The sequence below is a fragment of the Micromonospora matsumotoense genome, from assembly GCF_900091525.1.
GTDB lineage: Bacteria > Actinomycetota > Actinomycetes > Mycobacteriales > Micromonosporaceae > Micromonospora > Micromonospora matsumotoensis.
Window position 1 is genome coordinate 1 of the sequence record NZ_FMCU01000029.1, and the last position, 16,150, is coordinate 16,150.

At 69.3% G+C, this 16,150-nt stretch carries 13 protein-coding genes and 1 pseudogene; 4 read left to right on the top strand and 10 right to left on the bottom strand.

The window, feature by feature from the left end; genetic code table 11:
- Positions 1–100 (bottom strand): annotated as a pseudogene (locus tag GA0070216_RS34175) (IS5 family transposase); the annotation flags it as partial.
- A gap of 269 nt (positions 101–369) precedes the next feature.
- Here GA0070216_RS34175 and GA0070216_RS31400 point away from each other — a divergent pair.
- The 3 genes from GA0070216_RS31400 to GA0070216_RS36315 all read left to right on the top strand — a co-directional run bounded on the left by GA0070216_RS31400 (position 370) and on the right by GA0070216_RS36315 (position 2,302).
- A complete protein-coding gene (locus GA0070216_RS31400) occupies positions 370–1,077 on the top strand; it encodes a TetR/AcrR family transcriptional regulator (protein ID WP_091253771.1) in 708 nt (235 codons plus the stop codon).
- Between the two features lie 76 nt (positions 1,078–1,153).
- Positions 1,154–1,615, top strand: coding sequence for a cupin domain-containing protein (locus GA0070216_RS31405; RefSeq protein ID WP_091253775.1), 462 nt, complete (start codon positions 1,154–1,156; stop codon positions 1,613–1,615).
- 558 nt (positions 1,616–2,173) lie between these two features.
- The gene (locus GA0070216_RS36315) at positions 2,174–2,302 is read left to right on the top strand and encodes a hypothetical protein (RefSeq protein ID WP_281190484.1); all 129 of its coding nucleotides are present in this window, start codon (positions 2,174–2,176) and stop codon (positions 2,300–2,302) included.
- A 243-nt stretch (positions 2,303–2,545) separates the two neighbouring features.
- Here GA0070216_RS36315 and GA0070216_RS31410 read toward each other — a convergent pair whose 3' ends face one another.
- From GA0070216_RS31410 to GA0070216_RS31430, 5 genes are all read right to left on the bottom strand, one after another.
- Positions 2,546–2,968 carry a hypothetical protein gene (locus tag GA0070216_RS31410; RefSeq protein ID WP_091253777.1) on the bottom strand — a complete coding sequence of 141 codons (423 nt, stop codon included), beginning with the start codon at positions 2,966–2,968 and terminating at the stop codon, positions 2,546–2,548.
- Positions 2,969–3,460: 492 nt separating this feature from the next.
- Positions 3,461–3,991 carry a hypothetical protein gene (locus GA0070216_RS31415; RefSeq protein WP_091253780.1) on the bottom strand — a complete coding sequence of 177 codons (531 nt, stop codon included), beginning with the start codon at positions 3,989–3,991 and terminating at the stop codon, positions 3,461–3,463.
- Between the two features lie 66 nt (positions 3,992–4,057).
- On the bottom strand, positions 4,058–4,666 hold the full coding sequence (locus GA0070216_RS31420) for a hypothetical protein (RefSeq protein ID WP_141723263.1): 609 nt from the start codon (positions 4,664–4,666) through the stop codon (positions 4,058–4,060).
- Positions 4,656–5,549: a GNAT family N-acetyltransferase gene (locus tag GA0070216_RS31425; protein WP_091253786.1), complete on the bottom strand. Its 894-nt coding sequence runs from the start codon at positions 5,547–5,549 to the stop codon at positions 4,656–4,658. Before GA0070216_RS31425 ends, GA0070216_RS31420 begins: the two co-directional genes overlap by 11 nt.
- Positions 5,546–7,309 (bottom strand): AMP-binding protein, encoded by a 1,764-nt coding sequence (locus GA0070216_RS31430; protein ID WP_176739234.1) that lies wholly within the window; start codon positions 7,307–7,309, stop codon positions 5,546–5,548. Before GA0070216_RS31430 ends, GA0070216_RS31425 begins: the two co-directional genes overlap by 4 nt.
- Positions 7,310–7,470: 161 nt before the next feature.
- Between GA0070216_RS31430 and GA0070216_RS31435 the strand changes: the two genes are divergently transcribed.
- Positions 7,471–10,218 carry an AfsR/SARP family transcriptional regulator gene (locus GA0070216_RS31435; RefSeq protein ID WP_176739235.1) on the top strand — a complete coding sequence of 916 codons (2,748 nt, stop codon included), beginning with the start codon at positions 7,471–7,473 and terminating at the stop codon, positions 10,216–10,218.
- Positions 10,219–10,466: 248 nt separating this feature from the next.
- On the opposite strand, the gene GA0070216_RS31440 is transcribed toward GA0070216_RS31435, so the two are convergent.
- From GA0070216_RS31440 to GA0070216_RS31455, 4 genes are all read right to left on the bottom strand, one after another.
- Positions 10,467–11,936 (bottom strand): hypothetical protein, encoded by a 1,470-nt coding sequence (locus tag GA0070216_RS31440; RefSeq protein ID WP_091253795.1) that lies wholly within the window; start codon positions 11,934–11,936, stop codon positions 10,467–10,469.
- Between the two features lie 489 nt (positions 11,937–12,425).
- Positions 12,426–13,751, bottom strand: a complete 1,326-nt coding sequence (locus tag GA0070216_RS31445; RefSeq protein WP_091253798.1) for an extracellular catalytic domain type 1 short-chain-length polyhydroxyalkanoate depolymerase — start codon at positions 13,749–13,751, stop codon at positions 12,426–12,428.
- On the bottom strand, positions 13,751–14,731 hold the full coding sequence (locus GA0070216_RS31450; protein WP_245722864.1) for a GDSL-type esterase/lipase family protein: 981 nt from the start codon (positions 14,729–14,731) through the stop codon (positions 13,751–13,753). Before GA0070216_RS31450 ends, GA0070216_RS31445 begins: the two co-directional genes overlap by 1 nt.
- A gap of 164 nt (positions 14,732–14,895) precedes the next feature.
- Positions 14,896–16,014 (bottom strand): cellulose binding domain-containing protein, encoded by a 1,119-nt coding sequence (locus tag GA0070216_RS31455; RefSeq protein ID WP_091253802.1) that lies wholly within the window; start codon positions 16,012–16,014, stop codon positions 14,896–14,898.
- Positions 16,015–16,150: the final 136 nt, after the last annotated feature.

Consider the following 16,150-nt stretch of genomic DNA (forward strand, 5'->3'; position numbering starts at 1 on the left):
CGGCGTCGGTGCGGGCCTGCCGCCATGCGGTCAGACGGGGTGCGATCAGGGCCCATCGGGCGTCGGATAGGTCGGACGGATAGGCTCGTCGCGCGGTCATGATTCAGGCGTACGGTGCCGTGGCACCGGGTCGGCGGACGTCATGTCCGTCGATGTATAGCCGAATGTGAACCAGACACGATCCCGGGGTGAAATGCTGCGTTTCCGGTCAGGGTGGAGCCGGGTGGGATGGGGCTATTCTGGCCCGAGTGGGACATGTTGCCCCGCCAAGGCCGGGGCGCCAATCGGTCACACTGGCGCGAAGGTGAAGGAAACGTCCAGTTAGGTCCCGTTTCGTAGCCCGGTTGACCTATCGAGTACGAGACCATCATGACCCCACCGGTCGCATCCGGGATCCTCGTCAGTCCGGCGCCGGTTGACGAATTCCAGTTCGTGTCTGCTCATCAGGGGTTTCTGCGGTATTTTCCTGCCGTGCCCGATGACAGGCGAGAACGGTCGAGGCTGCGCGCCGAGCGTAGCGACGGCGTGGAGAACCGGCAGCGGATTCTCGCCGTGGCGACGGTGGTCGTTGCCCGCGACGGCCTGCAGGTGCCCCTGGCGACGGTGGCGGCCGAGGCTGAGGTCGGGATCGGCACCCTCTACCGCCACTTCCCGAACCGTGCGGCATTGCTGGATGGATTGGTCATACGGTCCCTGCGGGTTGTCCTCGAGGCGATCCGGGATGCGGTCGGCGACGCCGCGACCGCGCTCGACGCGGTGCGGGGTTACTTCTACCGCATGATCGAACACCGCGACCAGCTGATCCTCCCACTGCGCGGCGGCCCTGCGGTGGCCAGCGCCGAAGCGGCCGGACTTCGCGAGGACGTCCGCCGAGAACTTGAGGACATCCTGCGCCGAGGGGTCGCGGACGGCACGATCCAGAGCGGCTTGACTCCCCTCGACCTCATCCTGATGGCGACGATGCTGGCCCAGCCGCTGCCCAACATCACGGACTGGGACCTCGTCGCACGACGGACGGCAGACGTCTATCTCGCCGGCATGCCGCCCCGGAGTGGCGAACCGTACGTCCGACGCTAGACTTATCCGGACGGTTTCCTCCGTCTAAGCTGGTGGCTTGCCGCGCCGGCCCGGTGCTTCAGGCAAGGAGACCGACATGAGCATGCTCTACCTAGCGCAGCCCGAACAGCAGCAACAACTGGAGTGGCTCGACGGCGGAACGCTCGCCATGTTGCTCGACGGCAAGGCCACCGACGGCCAGTTGATGATGGGCCGTTTCGACGTCAGCAAAGGTGAGGCGCCGCCCTACCACACGCACACCCGCGAGGACGAGGTCTTCATGCTGATCAAGGGCACCGCCCTGGTCTGGTACGACGACCAGGAATACGAGGTGGCCGAGGGTGGCGTGGTGTTCCTACCCAAAGGCGTCCCACATGCGTACCGCATCACCTCCGACCGGGCCGACCTGCTGATGATCAATACGCCGGCCGGCATCGAGGGCATGTTCCGCGCATCCGGGCGGGACAAGTCCACCCCTCGCCCGCCGGACTTCAAGATCACGCCGAACCCGGCAATCGCCGCAGAATACGGAAACGTCATCGTTGGCCCGCCCCGCTGACCCCTGCACCTATCTGGGGGGCACGCATGGCGTTGCCACTCGACCCGCAGATCGCTGCAGCTCTTACCCCGATCTTGGAAAACGCGGGCGAGGTGAAGCAGCCGCCGGGCGGTGACGTCGGAGCCCGCCGCACCGCGATGGACGGAATGCTCGCCGCGATCAACGGCATCGAAGCCGTACCGGACGATGTCAGCACCACCGACCAGCAGTCAGGGGCGGATTCAACCGGTGGTGCGATGACGAGCGAGATGCCCGACACCCCCCCACGTCCCCCAGGAAACGGGGGACGGCACCGGGAACCAAGATCCGCCACGTCCCCCGCAACCGTCCTCACGTCCCCCGGAAACCGGGTGGCAGAGGAACCAGGAGGAACAACGAGGAGCGAGACAACCCAGGAAGAAGAACGCCGTTCGTACGGACCTTGCTGTTACGCCCGCACGCGTCGCCGGCACCAACCCCGGTTCCACCTTCGACGCCCCAAGCCAACCGACCCACCTGATCGAGAGTGACCCCGCCCGACCCAAGCCGGACGGTGCCCACGGCTTCTACCCGGCATCCGTGCCCCGGCCGCGCCAGAACCCGCTGCGCCGGACCGACCGGGTCGCTCAGGTCATCGCGGAGGCCAGCGCCCGCCGGCAGGCCGCCGTCGCCGCGCACCAGGCCGCCCGACACGCAACCGACGGATGACCACCCCGATCGGTGCCTGACCTCTCGGTGTGGAGCGCGCCCTGGGCCTCCACTCAAAGCCGTTGCGCGGAGAAGCTAGCTCGGTAGGCACCCGAGCCGACCTGCACGCGCTCGACGCCGACGCGGCACCGACTGGTGCTGATCTGTCCCATTGCTTCCTGCGCCGTGCCCGCCGACCGCCGGTGCCGTCGGCTGGCGCCTGAAGCGGTCGACGGCCGGGGGCTGCGGGGAGGCGGTTGCCGGCTATGCCCAACCGTGGACGGAGGTCGACGCGGAGCCGCCGTGGTCGTCGGTCATCAGGCCGTTCACCGTGACCTCCCGGAAGGGGTCCCAGCCCTCGGCGACATCGACGGTGACCTGCCAGGCGACCGGCCCGGCCGTGCAGGGCACGTCCACCTCGCCCGCGCCGAACCGGAACGGCATCAGCTGCACCACGGTGGAGAGCACGTGGGCGGTGCCGGTGGGCTGGGTGCAGGTCACCGTCCCGTGCACCTGGATCTCCCGGTCGGAGAGGGCGTAGAAGCTGGTCACCGTGATCTGCGTGGTGGTGGTGCTGATCTGCCGGCCCGGTGGCGCGGGGGTGGCCTGCGCGGGTGCGGCCACGGTCAGGCCCGCTGCGGAGACGGCGGCGGTGATCAGCAGAGCGCGGATGGACCCACGAACCATGACGTCGACTCTCCCGGACTGGTGCGGTACCGACCCGGCGGCGGTTGCCGCCGATGGGTTCGATCCTTGCAGCGTAGTGTCATCGGAAGCAATCACACCGCAACTGAATATTGTCTTTCCTCGATCGCTTCGGGGTCACTCCGGTCGCTACCGCTGCACGGGCACCTGGTCCTCATTGCGCACATCGTCAGCTGTCTACGCGAGACACCGCCGCTATCGATCGCCGAAGCACTGCGCCCTCATCAATCACCACCTACGTCGATACACGGTCTAATCGGGTGGGGTGCCGGGGTGGAGATCATGATGGCGTTGCTGGCCGCATCTGGTGGGCCTACGGCAAGAACCTCATGGGGATGGTGTTCTTCACCTACGCCACCCCCGGCGGGTCGACCCCTCGTCGGCGGAACCTGTACCTGCCGCGCGGCTGGTGTGACGGCCCCGCCCGCCGCGCCGAGCCGCGAGCGCCCCACCCGGGTCGGGTTCGCCGCCGGCCTATCCCGTGGGCCGCTGCTTCCCGATCTGCCACATGGCGTGCACGAGCTTGCCGGTCACGAGCTGGACGTGGCCGCCGTTGGCTGTCCCTGTCGGCACGTCGAAGTAGACGCGGCCGTGTGACGCCTGCCCGGCCGTGGTGAAGGCTGTGGACGTCAGTTGGGGTGCGGCGACCTGGGCGCTGACCTGTGCCGGATGCGTGGCCTGGGCGGTGTCCCGGAAGATGAAGTTCTCCGGTCCTGCGGTGACCGGTTTCCCGGCTTTCAACAGCCTGATGTCCACGGTGACGACCAGGTTCTCCCGGCCGGCGGCCGGTGGGGACAGAACCGCCGCGGTCACGGTCACGCTGGCCTGACCGTTTCCCCAGAGGTCGATCGCGGCCTGCTGGCCGAGCCACAGGACGGCTATCGGCGGGGCGGCGGTCTCCGTCGGGGCAGCCTCGGAGGCGGCCTGTGGGGTGGCCGGGTCGGTGCATCCGCCCAGTGGGGTGAGTGCCACGGCGAGCAGCAGGGGCAGGCAGGTTCTTCTCATGCGGTTCCCTCGTGGTCGGGCCGGGCGGGCGCACCGCGCTGGGTGCGCCCGCCCGACTGTGCAAGATCAGCCCACACCGGTCCAGCCTGCGTACGGGGCGCCACCGTAGTGCAGGTTGTGCTTGTACACCTGGTTCTGGAAGTTGCCGGAGACCACCTTCTGGGTGCCGTTGACCACGCCGACGTAGACGCCGACGTGGTCGGAGTCGACCGTCGGGTCACCGGAGGAGTTGTAGGTCACCGCGGCACCGGGGTAGATGCCGGACGTGGTGCCCGGGTGCCAGGTGCCGAAGAACTTCCCGTACCGCGCGGCGGTGCCGGCCTCGGAGTTCAGGTTCTCCCAGGCGTAGACGCCGGCGTTCTTCCAGACGTACTTGAGGAAGTCGGCGCACCATGCCTGGCAGCCCTTGCCCCAGTGGTTGGAGTAGAAGTTGCAGTTGGAGCCCATCGGGGTTTCGAGCGTGTGGTTGCTGTTGAGTTCGTCGTAGGCCGCCTGGACGACCCGGTCGCCGGTGGCGGTGTTGACGCCGATCTTCAGAACGTTCTGGTTGACGCCGCTCGACTCGTCGGTGACCGCCGGGGCGGCCTGCGCCGCGCCGGCGGGGGCCAGCGCGGTGAGGATCCCCATGGTGACCATGGCTCCGAGGGTCCGCTGCCGGACACTGTCAGTCCGCACGTCCCACCTGCCTTTCTCTGTGTTGTCTGCCGGTTTCGAAAAGGAGTCCGTCGCCGGTGACGTCCTCCGGGTACAGCGCGCAGATGTACTTGTCCCAGAGGCGGCCCGCGTAGTAGTCGTGCTCACGCAGCACCCCCTCGACGTGGAACAGGTGGTTCTGCCCGCTCTGCACCTGTGGCCAGTTGATTCCCGGTATCTCCAGGTAGATCTTGTTGAGGGGAAACGTGTGGAAGAGGTGGCGGGCGAACAACGCCACCGCCTGAGCCGCCAGCCCGGTACCGGTGACGGCCGGGTGGAACACGGCACCGACGTAGGTGTGTCGCAGGCTCAGCTCGTCGCCGTAGGCCACGACCTGCCCGACCGGTTCGTCGTTCTCGATCCGGCGTACGACGAACTGCAACAGCACCTGGTTCCACAGTTCGGCGTTGAAACGCTCTATCGGCGGCACCGATCCCCGGTAGCGCCAGCGGAAACCCGTCTCCGGTCGTACGGCGAGTGCGTAGAGGAAACCGACGTCGTCCGGGGTGACTGGCATCAGGCGGAACACGGGTGTCTCCAGGACGGGTACCAGCGGGTCGGGTGGAGTCGTGCGGGCAAGCCGGGTGGGAAGCCCCGACATTCCACCGCCGCCACCGATCTGAACGGAGAACCGGGGCGCCCTGTCCACGAGCGCCAACAACTCGCCCACCGTCTTGGGTAGTCCCGCCTCGACGGCGATCCGGACGCCCCGGCTCTGCAGCCAGGTGAGCACACGCATCTGGGCCAGGCTGTCGAGGGCCAGTTCGTCGCGGAGCGAGACCCGGTCGATGAGCGACTCCGCCGGCACGTCCAGCAGTGTCGCGAGTTCCGCGCGGGCGGGTACGACATTGTCGCCGGTCGTCATCGGGTGCTCCTGTCCACGAGGGATGCGAGGGATGCGAGGGATGCGGGGGGTGCGGGGGTCGCGGTGCGGTCGTCGGTGGTGTCGAGGCCACGGGTGACGGGGTTGTCGCCGGTGCCGGGGAGGTCAGGTCCGGTGAGGTCACCGGCGAGGTAGCGGCGTCGGGTCTCGGCCCGGCGCAGCTTTCCCGACGATGTCCTCGGTAGGCCGCCGGGGCTCAGCGTCACCACCTGCGCAGGGGTGACGCCCACGTGCGCGGTGACGGCGACGGTCACCGCCCGGCGCACGTCGACGACGCCCGCGAGCCGGGTCTCGACCGCCACGACGAGACGCTCACCGTGGCGGGCCGGTACGCCGAACGCGGCGGCGCCGCCGGCCCGTACGCCGGTCGCGTGTGCGGCAGCCGCCTCAACGTCCTGCGGATGGATGTTGCGTCCCGCCGCGAACAGCACGTCCTTGGCCCGTCCGCAGACGACCAGTTCCCCGTCCGTCAGGTAGCCCAGGTCCCCGGTCTGCAGCCAGGGCGACGGCCGGGGTGCCTCACCCCAGTAGCCGCTGGTGACCGACGGCCCGGACACCTCGATGTGCCCGACGGCCCGCTCGTCGACGGGTGCGCCGGAGGTCCGGTCCACCACCCGGACGGAGGTTCCGGGCACCGCCCGCCCGAGGCGGGTCAGGGGGTACGCCCCCGGGGTGGGTACCGCTCGGCCGTCCCGCTCGAGCAGTTCGCGGTCGACCTCGTCAACGGCGATTCCGGTGCCGACCCTGGAGAAGCTGACCGCCAGCGTCGACTCGGCGAGACCGTACGCGGCGATCATTGTGTCCGGGTCGAGGCCCCGGCGTGCCGCGGCGGTGAGGAAACGTCGGGTGGTCACCGGGTCGATCGGTTCGGCGCCCGAGAAGACGTGACGCAGTGAACCGAGGTCCGCCCCGAGGTCCGCCTCGAGCAGGTGGGTCATCAGCCCGAAGGCGAAGTTGGGTGCGCCTGTGCAGGTCGCCCGGTGTCGGCTGATCAGCTCGAGCCAACTGGCCGGTCGGGCCGCGAAGGCCGTCGATGGCTGGAGGACCAGCGGGCACCCGCGTGACATCGGCAGGGCGAGGAAGCCGATGAGACCCATGTCGTGAAAGAGTGGAAGCCAGCTCAGCCATCGGGCACACGTCGGGTCGAGGGCCTGCCGACCCATGGCTGCCTCGATGGCGGCCAGGTTGGCGGCAAGATTGCGGTGGGTGATGGGTACTCCCCGCGGGTGGCTGGTCGAGCCGCTGGTGTACTGGAGGATGGCGAGATCGTCCGGTCCGGGGCGCACCACCTCTGCCGGTGGCGTCGGGGCGGCCCCGGTGACCAGATCGGCCAGGGTCAGCACCTCCGCGCCGGACGGCCCGGTCAGCTCCGGCGGGGCGTCGGAGACCACTGCGGGGTCGACGATCACCAGGTCCGGCCGGGCGTCGGCGAGGATCCGGCGCAGTTGGGCGAGGTACGGCTGTCGTTCGGTGCGGCCGGGCAGGGGCAGCACGGTGAAGGCGGCACCGCGTAGCCACACCGCTCGCAGGGCGGCGATCAGGGGAGCCGTGGTGTCGCCGAGCAGGCTGACCCGGCTACCCGGGCCGATGCCGTGGGTGGCGAGGACGCCGGCCATGCGTCGGGCCTGGTCGTGCAGTTCGGCCCAGGTGTGACGGGTGTCGGACCGGGCGTCGGTCCCGGTCACGGTGAGGGTGGCGCGCGGGTCGGCGTTGGCGACGAGCGCTTCGACCACGGTTTTCATATGCCCAGGATCAGCGGAGGGGTTCATCGAAACGGCACGCGTTTCTTCATCGGCATCAGGAATGCGGGCGGGCGCAGACGTTACCGATGGGTTCGACTTGTGACGATCACATTGATCAACTTAAAATCCACTCATCGGGTTGCCATGCGGCTGGGGGCAGCATGAGGTACCGGATCCTGGGCGCGCTGAGGGCTGTCGATGGCCAGGGGCGGCCCTGTCTCCTCGACCGGCGTCAGAGCCGGATCCTTGCCGTTCTGCTGTTGTCGCCCGACCGGATGGTCAGCCGCGACCACCTCGTCGACGCGGTGTGGAACGACTCGCCACCCGCCACCGCCGTCCGGCAGCTCCAGAACTGCGTCTCGCAGCTGCGCCACCGCCTGGCGGGCGACCAGGGCGAGCACCCGATCGTCGCCGAACCGACCGGCTACCACATTCGGCTGGAGGCTGGGCAACTCGACGCGCAGGTCTTTGAAACCAGCGTCGCGGTGGCCACCGACCAGGCCGCGGTCGGCCGGGTCGCCGACGCCGCGTCGGGTCTACGCGACGCGTTGGCGCTCTGGCGTGGCCCTGCCCTGGCGGGCATCAAGGGCCGCGTCATCGAAGCCGGCAGTAGCCGCCTCGACGAACAGCGACTGGCCGTGCTCGAGACCTGCCTCGAACTCGAACTCGGCCAGGGCCGGCAGAACGAGATCATCGGAGAACTGCTGCACCTCGTGGCGGCCAACCCGCTGCGCGAACGCATGGTCGGGCTGCTCATGCTGGCACTGCACGCCTCTGGCCGGCGCAGTGAGGCGCTGCGGGCCTACGACCGGCTCCGCCACCACCTCGGCGAGGAACTGGGACTCGACCCCGGTACGACCCTGCAGGAACTGCACGCCGGCATCCTGCGCAACGCGGCCCCCGCCACCCCGGCCGCCGTACCCCGCAGGACCGCTCCCCGGCAGCTTCCCGCGCCGGTCCGGCACTTCGTCGGACGCGAACCGATCCTCCGTGAACTCGACACCCTGGCCGAGGACGCCGCCGCCCAGGGCGGTGCCCTCGCCGTCCTGCACGGCACCGGCGGCATCGGCAAGACCGCGCTGGCCGTGCACTGGGCGCACCGCGCCGCCACGGCCTTTCCGGACGGACAGTTGTTCGTCAACCTGCGCGGCTTCGATCCGCACCGGCAACCACTGCCCGCGGCTACCGCGCTGCGTTCGCTCCTCGGCGCCCTCGGCGTCACCGCCGAACAGATTCCCGCCGACGTGGAGGAACGAGCCAGTCTCTACCGGAGCCTGCTTGCCGAGCGCCGGATGCTCATCGTGCTGGACAACGCCCGGGCCACCGACCAGATCCGGCCGCTGCTGCCCGGCGGCGGGGGCTGCATGGTCGTCGCCACCAGCCGCAACGAACTCACCAGCCTGGTCGCCGTCGAGGGCGCCCGCCCGTTCACCCTCGACCTGTTCTCCGTCGAGGAAGCCCAGCAACTGCTCACCGGCCGGCTCGGTGCGGAACGGCTGACGACCGATCCGCAGGCGGTCAGCGACCTGATCGCCTGCTGTGCCCGACTGCCCCTGGCGCTGGCCATCATGGCGGCCCGGGCCGCCGCGCACCCGACCTTCCCGCTGTCCACCTTCTCCGGCGAGCTGACCGACACCCGACGCCGGCTCGACGCCGTCGACGGCGGGGACCAGTTTACCCAGATGCGCTCGGTGCTCTCCTGGTCCTACCAACGACTGTCCGCGCCCGTCGCCCAGATGTTCCGGCTCCTGGGCCTGCACGGCGGCACCGACATCACCGTGTCGGCCGCCGCGCACCTGGCGGGCCGGCCCGCCCTCCACACCCGGCACGTCCTCACCGACCTCGCCCGATCCCACCTGGTCACCGAACACACCATGGGCCGCTATGCCATGCACGACCTGCTCAGCGCCTACGCCGGCGAGCTGGCAGCCACCCACGAGAGCGAAGCCGGCCGGCAACGGGCGATCCGCCGACTACTCACCTACTACCTGTACGCGGCGGCGTCCGCCGACGTCCTCGTCACCCCGCACCGGCGACGCACGCCCCTCCCCGAACCGGTGTCACCCCTGGACGAACTGCCCTGCTTCGGGGGGCACCTGGAAGCCCTCAGCTGGCTGGAGACCGAACGCAACAACCTCACCGCAGTCGTACGCCTCGCGCACGACACCGGCGAGTACGCCACCGGCTGGCGGCTGGCGAACCTGCTCTGGGGACTGTTCCACCTGGGAAAATACTGGGACGACTGGATCGCCACCCATCGCGTCGGATTGGCCTGTGCCCAGGCGTGCGAGGACACCTCTGCCGAGTTCACCATGCACAGCAGCCTCGGCACGGCCCACCGGGAACTCGGCCGATTCGCCGAGGCCCGGCAGTGCCACCACGCCGCGCTGCGGATCAGCCGACGCACCGCGGACCGCAGGGGAGAGGCCCAGGCGCTGAACGGCCTGGGCGCCGTCTACGGGGACATGCGCCAGAGCCGTCTCGCCCGACAGTTCCTGCGGCGGTCACTGCAGATCCGCCGGGAGATCGGCGACCGCTGGGGCGAAGCGATCACCATGTGCAACCTCGGCGAGGAGGACCTCGCCGACGGTGACCTCGCCGCGGCCCGTCACCACTTCACCGTCGCCCTGACCATCCGCCGCGACATCGGCGACCGCTGGGGCGAGGCGATGACACTGAGCTGCCTGGGCCAGGCCTTCGTCGCGGGCAAGCAGTACGATGAGGCGCTCACCCACCTCAGCGACGCGCTCACCATGCACCGCGAGATGAACGACCTCGCCATGCAGGCAAGCGACCTGCACCATCTCGGCCGCATCGAACACGAGCTCGGGCACGGCGAGCGCGGCGAGCAGCACTTGCGGGAGGCGCGGGCCATCTACCAGCGCCTCGGGATGGAACCTCCCGCCTGACCCGGACTACGCAGCTGTGGTGGACGTCAGCCGGCGGTGAAGTCGCGTGTCGTCTTGCTTCCGGTCTACGGCCTACTGGGTTTCCTCGTCGAGCAGCCTGCGCAGATCTGCCGCCTTCTCACTTCGGCCGAGTCCGTCAAGGACGTCGGCGAGCGTCCGGGGTGCTGACAACCAATGACATGTCCTGAAGAGGGCTCGACAAGAGGTTCTCGTGGGTTCAAGTCGTCTCGGTCCGCCGAGGTTTCCGGTCAGATGCCTGCGAGGGTGAGGAGCTGGTCCATTTCGGTCACTGGCAGTGTGGGTGCTGTGGCGGTTGCGTGCGCTACCCACTCGTCTGGATCTGCGAGCAGGGCGCGTCGCACGTGGACTGGCAGGTGTGGGTGTTCGGCGACGGCGCGGCGGACCCTACTCTCGGGATCGGTGGCCAGACGTTCGGCCAGCTCGACGGGTAGGTCGACGTCTCGGGGTGCCAGGCATCGCATCCGTGGGTCCGGGTCGGTGGCGAGCCGGCGCAGGGTCTGCGGCGGGAACGTGAGGATGTCGGCCGGACGCCACTTCGTCTTCTTCTCCGGCCGGAACTCACGGTCGATGCGCTCGGCCGTCGCAGGATCAACCAGGTGCGGGGCGTGCGTGGCCATGGTCGTGCGTACGCCACTGTCGTCGTCGTTGAGGAGCCGGATGACCGCGTCGGCCGGCAGCGCCGGGTTCCGTGCCGCGGAGCGACGGAAGCAGATGTAGGGCGAGGACAGGTGTGGCAGTGGGTCTGCGGTGACCCAGTCGAGCCGCAGGTGCCGCAGTTCGGCGAGGGCCATGTCGTCTTCGACCTGCTGCAACAGGGAATTGTCGTCGAGGTCGTCGTCGAGCAGGTCGGTCAGTGTGCGCTCACCCTGCTGGATGTCCTCGTAGATCCGGTGGCGTGCCGGCTCGGGCGTGTCCCGGCGGCCGAAGATACCGACGCGTACGTTCGCGCTGGGGTCGTCGGTGAGGAGGTCCCGTACTGGTGGGGGGAGCTGCGGGTGTTCGGCGAGCTGGCGGCGAACCTGGTGGTCGGGGTCACCGGCCAGCTGTGCGGCCAGTTGCGGGGTGAGGATCGCGTGGCGTACTGCTCCGGCGCGGGTGACCGGGTCGGCGAGTAGTCCCGTCACGAGGTCGGGGGGCGGCACCGGGTGTGGTGACCGCGCGTAGTAGGTCGCGCAGGCGGCTGCGCGGACCTCGTCGACGGGGTCGGTGAGGAGGATCCGCCGGGTCGTCTCGGGTGCCTGCGTCCACCACCGTGCGAGCGTGGTCCGGACCTGAGGGTCAGGATCGGTGGCGAGCCGGGCCAGCAGATAGGCCGGGATATCGTCGCGTTCGGCAAGGTAGGTGCGCACCTGCGTGTGCGGATCGTCGACGAGTCGCTCGTACACGTCGCGGGATGCGTCACGGGCGCCAGCGGCCAGGGCAGCCCGGATGGCGGGATCGGCGTGCGCGGCCAACCGCCTCCGGGCGTTGTTCGGCATTCGCGGGTTGAGTGCGAGTGAGTGCAGCAGCCAGTGATGGTCCGAGGCGAGGATCTCCTCGATTATGTCCAGGGTCAGGTCGGCGCGGGTGGCGACGTGACCGAAGCCGCCCCGGTAGCGCACCAAGCGGCGGACCAAGCCGGTGGGCAGGGCCGGGTTCTCGGCAAGGCCGTCGAGCACCTTCGATAGGTGGGCCGGCGTCGGGGCGTCATCAGCCACCGGTCGCCCCTCCCCGAAACCGTCGAGCCTCAACAGTCACGCATGTTCACCGCAGACGCTACTGCCCCGGTGTGGGAGGCCTCCCCGGGAGCGGGGGGTAGGGTCGCGTCCGCGCTGGTGGTGTAAGAGATGGCCCTCGCGGGATCCGGTCTGATGTTATGCGGCGATCGAGGTCGTTCCGGCATGTGTTCGCCGACTTAGGGTTCGCCGGCCGGCTGGTCGACTGGGCCCGCGACCTCCTGCGTACCACCCTGGAGATCGTCCGGAAACCCGCCGACCAGCAAGGATTCGTCGTGCATCGCTGCTGCTGGGCGGTAGAACGGACCCTGGCCTGGCTGACCGCCCACCGCCGGCTGGCCCGCGACTACGAAACCCACCCCGCGTGCCGTTGCCGGGCAGCCGCCACGTCCGGCCCGTGGGCGCGGACGTGGCGGCTGGGCCGGTGTCCCGAATCGTCGTCGCGGCGGGCTTGCCGGCCCTGCCTCGATCTCAGCGGATGCTCCATCGCTGGTTCGACCCGCCGGAGCAGGTCCACAGGATCACCCGGGTGCCGTTGGCGGTCCCGCCCGACTCGGCGTCCAGGCACAGGCCGGACTGTGTGCCGCTGATCGTGCCGTTGGTGTTGACGTTCCACCGTTGATTGGCACCGCTGGTGCAGTCCCAGATGATCACTCTCGTGCCGGGGGACGTGCCACCGCCCTCAGCGTCCAGGCACTTGTTGCCGTACACCCGCAGTTGTCCCGCGCCGGTGCGTTCCCATCGCTGGTGGGATCCGCCGTTGCAGTCCCAGAGCGCCACCGCGGTGCCGTTCGCCTGGGAGGCGTTGGTCACGTCCACGCAGCGGCCGGAGGCGGTACCGACGATCGCACCGGCCGTCGAGGGCGGCGGGGTGGTCGGGGTGTCAAGACCGAAGAAGTGGATGGTGTCGTCCGCGAGGATTTGCAGGTTGTGCGGTTGGCCGGTCTCCTGGATCGCTTCGACACCATTGCCGTAGCGGGTGCGGACCCAGCCGGATCGGGGTTGGTTCTGTTCCGTGGACGTCGGCGTCTGGCTGACGCCGAGCACGTTGGTCCACTGCTTGATCTCTTCGCCGAAGTTGGGGAAGCGCAGGGTGTCGTCGTTGGTGCCGTGCCACAGTTGCACCCGTGGCCGGGTGCCGGAATAGCCGGGATATGCGGCGCGCACCGCGTCACCCCACTGCTGGGCCGACCGGATGACCTGTCCGTTGGCGCAGGCGGTGTTCCACGAACTGGTGCCGGCGAAACACCCGAACGGCACGCCGGCATACGCCGATCCCGCACGGAATACGTCAGGATAGGCGCCGAGCAGCACATTGGTCATCATGCCGCCGGACGAGTGACCCGTCACGAAGATGCGCCCCGGATCCGCGGCGTACCGTTGTTTGACATAGTTCACCATCGACACGATGCCGAGGGAGTCGCCGCCACCGTTGTGGCTCAGTGATGCGGTCGAGTGGACGTCCCAGCATCCGTCACTGCTGGGGGCCGACGGATAGATGACGACGAAGCCGTACCGGTCGGCCAGCGATGCGTAGCTGGTGCCGCCGTAGAAGTCCTGTGCGGTGCCGTGACACCAGTGCACCCCCACCACGACTGCCGGATTGGGTTTGACGCTCGCCGGGACGTACAGGAACATCCGTGCCCCGCTCGGATTGGTGCCGAAGTTGGTGATCTCCTGGAGCGAGGCGGCAGCTGCGGGCGGTGCCACTGTCAGCGCACCGAGGACGACTGCGACGATGCTCGCGGTCCCGACGGCGATGGCGCGGAGCCGGTTCACGGTTCGCTGGCGGTTCATCAGTGATCCGCCTGGCTGCCCCGGACCACGCAGGACCGGTTGTTCTCCCAGCCCCAGCCGTCACCGTCCGGGTCGCTGGCGGTGCTGGCGCAGTACGGGAACCCGTTCGGCGCGGTGGCACTGGGAGTCGGCGTGCCGCTGTCCGCACGGCCACCCCGGACCACGCAGGACCGGTTGCTCTCCCAGCCCCAGCCGTCACCGTCCGGGTCGCTGGCGGCGCTGGCGCAGTACGGGAACCCGTTCGGCGCGGTCGGCGACGGGGAGGTCGGGGTGGAGGTTCCCAGCAGCGGGGTCAACGCCGGGAAGAACCTCGCTTCGATCTTACGAATGCCGGTGGTGTCGTTCGGGTGCACGCCGTCGACCGTGTCCTGCGCCGGATTGAAGCCGGTGTACTGGTCCACCACCCGGACGGGGGACCTGCTGGTGCTGTTGGTCGCGGCCCACCCGGGAATGCCGGCGTTCAAGCTCTGCACGTTGGCGTTGCAGTTGCCGCACCCTGCCGGGGCCATCGGCAGGATCTGAGCGACGAGCACCTTGACGTCCGGGTTGTTGGCCCGCATCTGCGCCAGCAACTTTGTGTACGCGCTCAGGATCGCCGGAGTTCCCTTGTTGCTCCAGACGTCGTTGGTGCCGAGCATCATCACGACGACATTCGGTCTGGTGGCGGACAGCCATCCGGGAAGGAGATTGCCGTCGGCGATTCCTGTCGCGAGGAAGCCGCCGTGGCCCTCGTTGTCGGCGTCGAAGGTGCCGGAGCAGTACGGGTTCCGCAATGTTCCGACAAAGTCGACGTTGGGGTATCCGGAGGACTGGAGGTGTTGCCAGAGCAGCGACCGCCAACAGCCGTTCGAACCGGTGATCGAGTCACCGAGGAGCATGACCCGGGTGGATGCCGCCGCGCTCGCCGACGGCTGAACGAGGAGGTACGGGGCCAGGATCGCCAGGAAGGCGATTAGGGCATAACACCACTTTTTCGTCACAGCAGTTCTCCTTGAGGATCGTTTTCGCCGCGTTCGGCTCACGGTCGACGGGGGCCTGACGACCTTCTCCGGCGTCGACCACGGCCAGGGCGGTCCGGGTACGGACATGACTGATCGTGCGATCGGGTGGCGCGGCGTCCGGTGCCTGAGCCCCCCGCTGGTGGTCAGCTGACCGCGCAGTTGACCACCGGTGTCGGGTTGCTGCCGGTCGAGGACGCCAGGAAGCCGAAGCTGGTCGTGCCACCCGGTGTCAGGCCGCCGTTCCAGCTCACGTTCCGTGCGGTGACCGTCGTGCCGGCCTGCGTGACCGTGGCGTTCCATGCCTGCGAGACCTGCTGGCCGCTGCCGAGGCTGACCGTTGCGGTCCACGTCGATGTGGTCGCCGTCGAGCCGTTGCGGATGCTCACCTCGCCCTGGAATCCTCCGGACCACTGGGAGACCACCTGGTACGTCGCCGTGCACCGTCCGTTGCCGGGCGGGGGTGTCGACGGTGACGGGGTCGGGGTGGCCGAGGGGGTCGGGCCCGGCGGCGAGGTGGGCGGTGGGGTGCCGCCGAGCACCCGCGCGAGCGCGGGGTGGAAACGGTTGGCCATCTTGCGGAAACCCGAGTCGTTCGGGTGCACCCCGTCGCCGGTGTCCGTGGCCGCGTCGAAGCCGGTCCACTGGTCCACGACGACGATGGGCGACTGGGCGGTGGTGAGACCGGCGGCCCAGCCGGGGAGCCGGTTGTTGAGCGTGATGGTGTCGGCGGGGCAGGTGGCGCAGCCGTGGTGCGGGATGATCTGCGAGACGATGATCTTCATGCTGGGGTTGTTCGCCCGCATCTGCCCGACCAGCTTGGTGAACGCGGCGAGGATCGTGTCCATGGACTGCCAGCCGCCCCAGAGGTCGTTCGTGCCCAGGTGCATCACGACCACATCCGGCCGTGCCGCGCTCAACCAGGGCGGGAGCTGGTTGTTGCCGGCGATGCCGACGGCGGAGAAGCCACCGTGGCCCTCGTGGTCGGCATCGTAGGAGAAGCCGTAGTTGCAGCTTCCGCCATCCGAGGCGCTGCCGACGAAGTCGATGTTCGAGTAGCCGGCGGTCTGCAACTGGTTCCAGAGCAGGGCGCGCCAGCAGCCGGGGCCCGCGGTGATCGAGTCGCCCAGCGGCATGATCCTGGTCGCCGCCGCCGCCGACTGGTGGGGGGCCGACCGCACAGGGGTGCCGGGGAGCGCCATCGTGAGCGCCAGGGTCGTGGTGATCGCGGCGAGCGCCGCGTACCGAAGGGTCTTTCGCGACATCGGGGACTCCCTACCGCGTCACGGTGAGCAGATGGTCGCGGCCGAGGCGGGGAAGTGTGGCCGCAGGCAGGCTGGCGGCCACCGGCGAGTCGGCTGACGCCGACGCCGGCAGGACAGGGTGAGGTGTCATTGATGC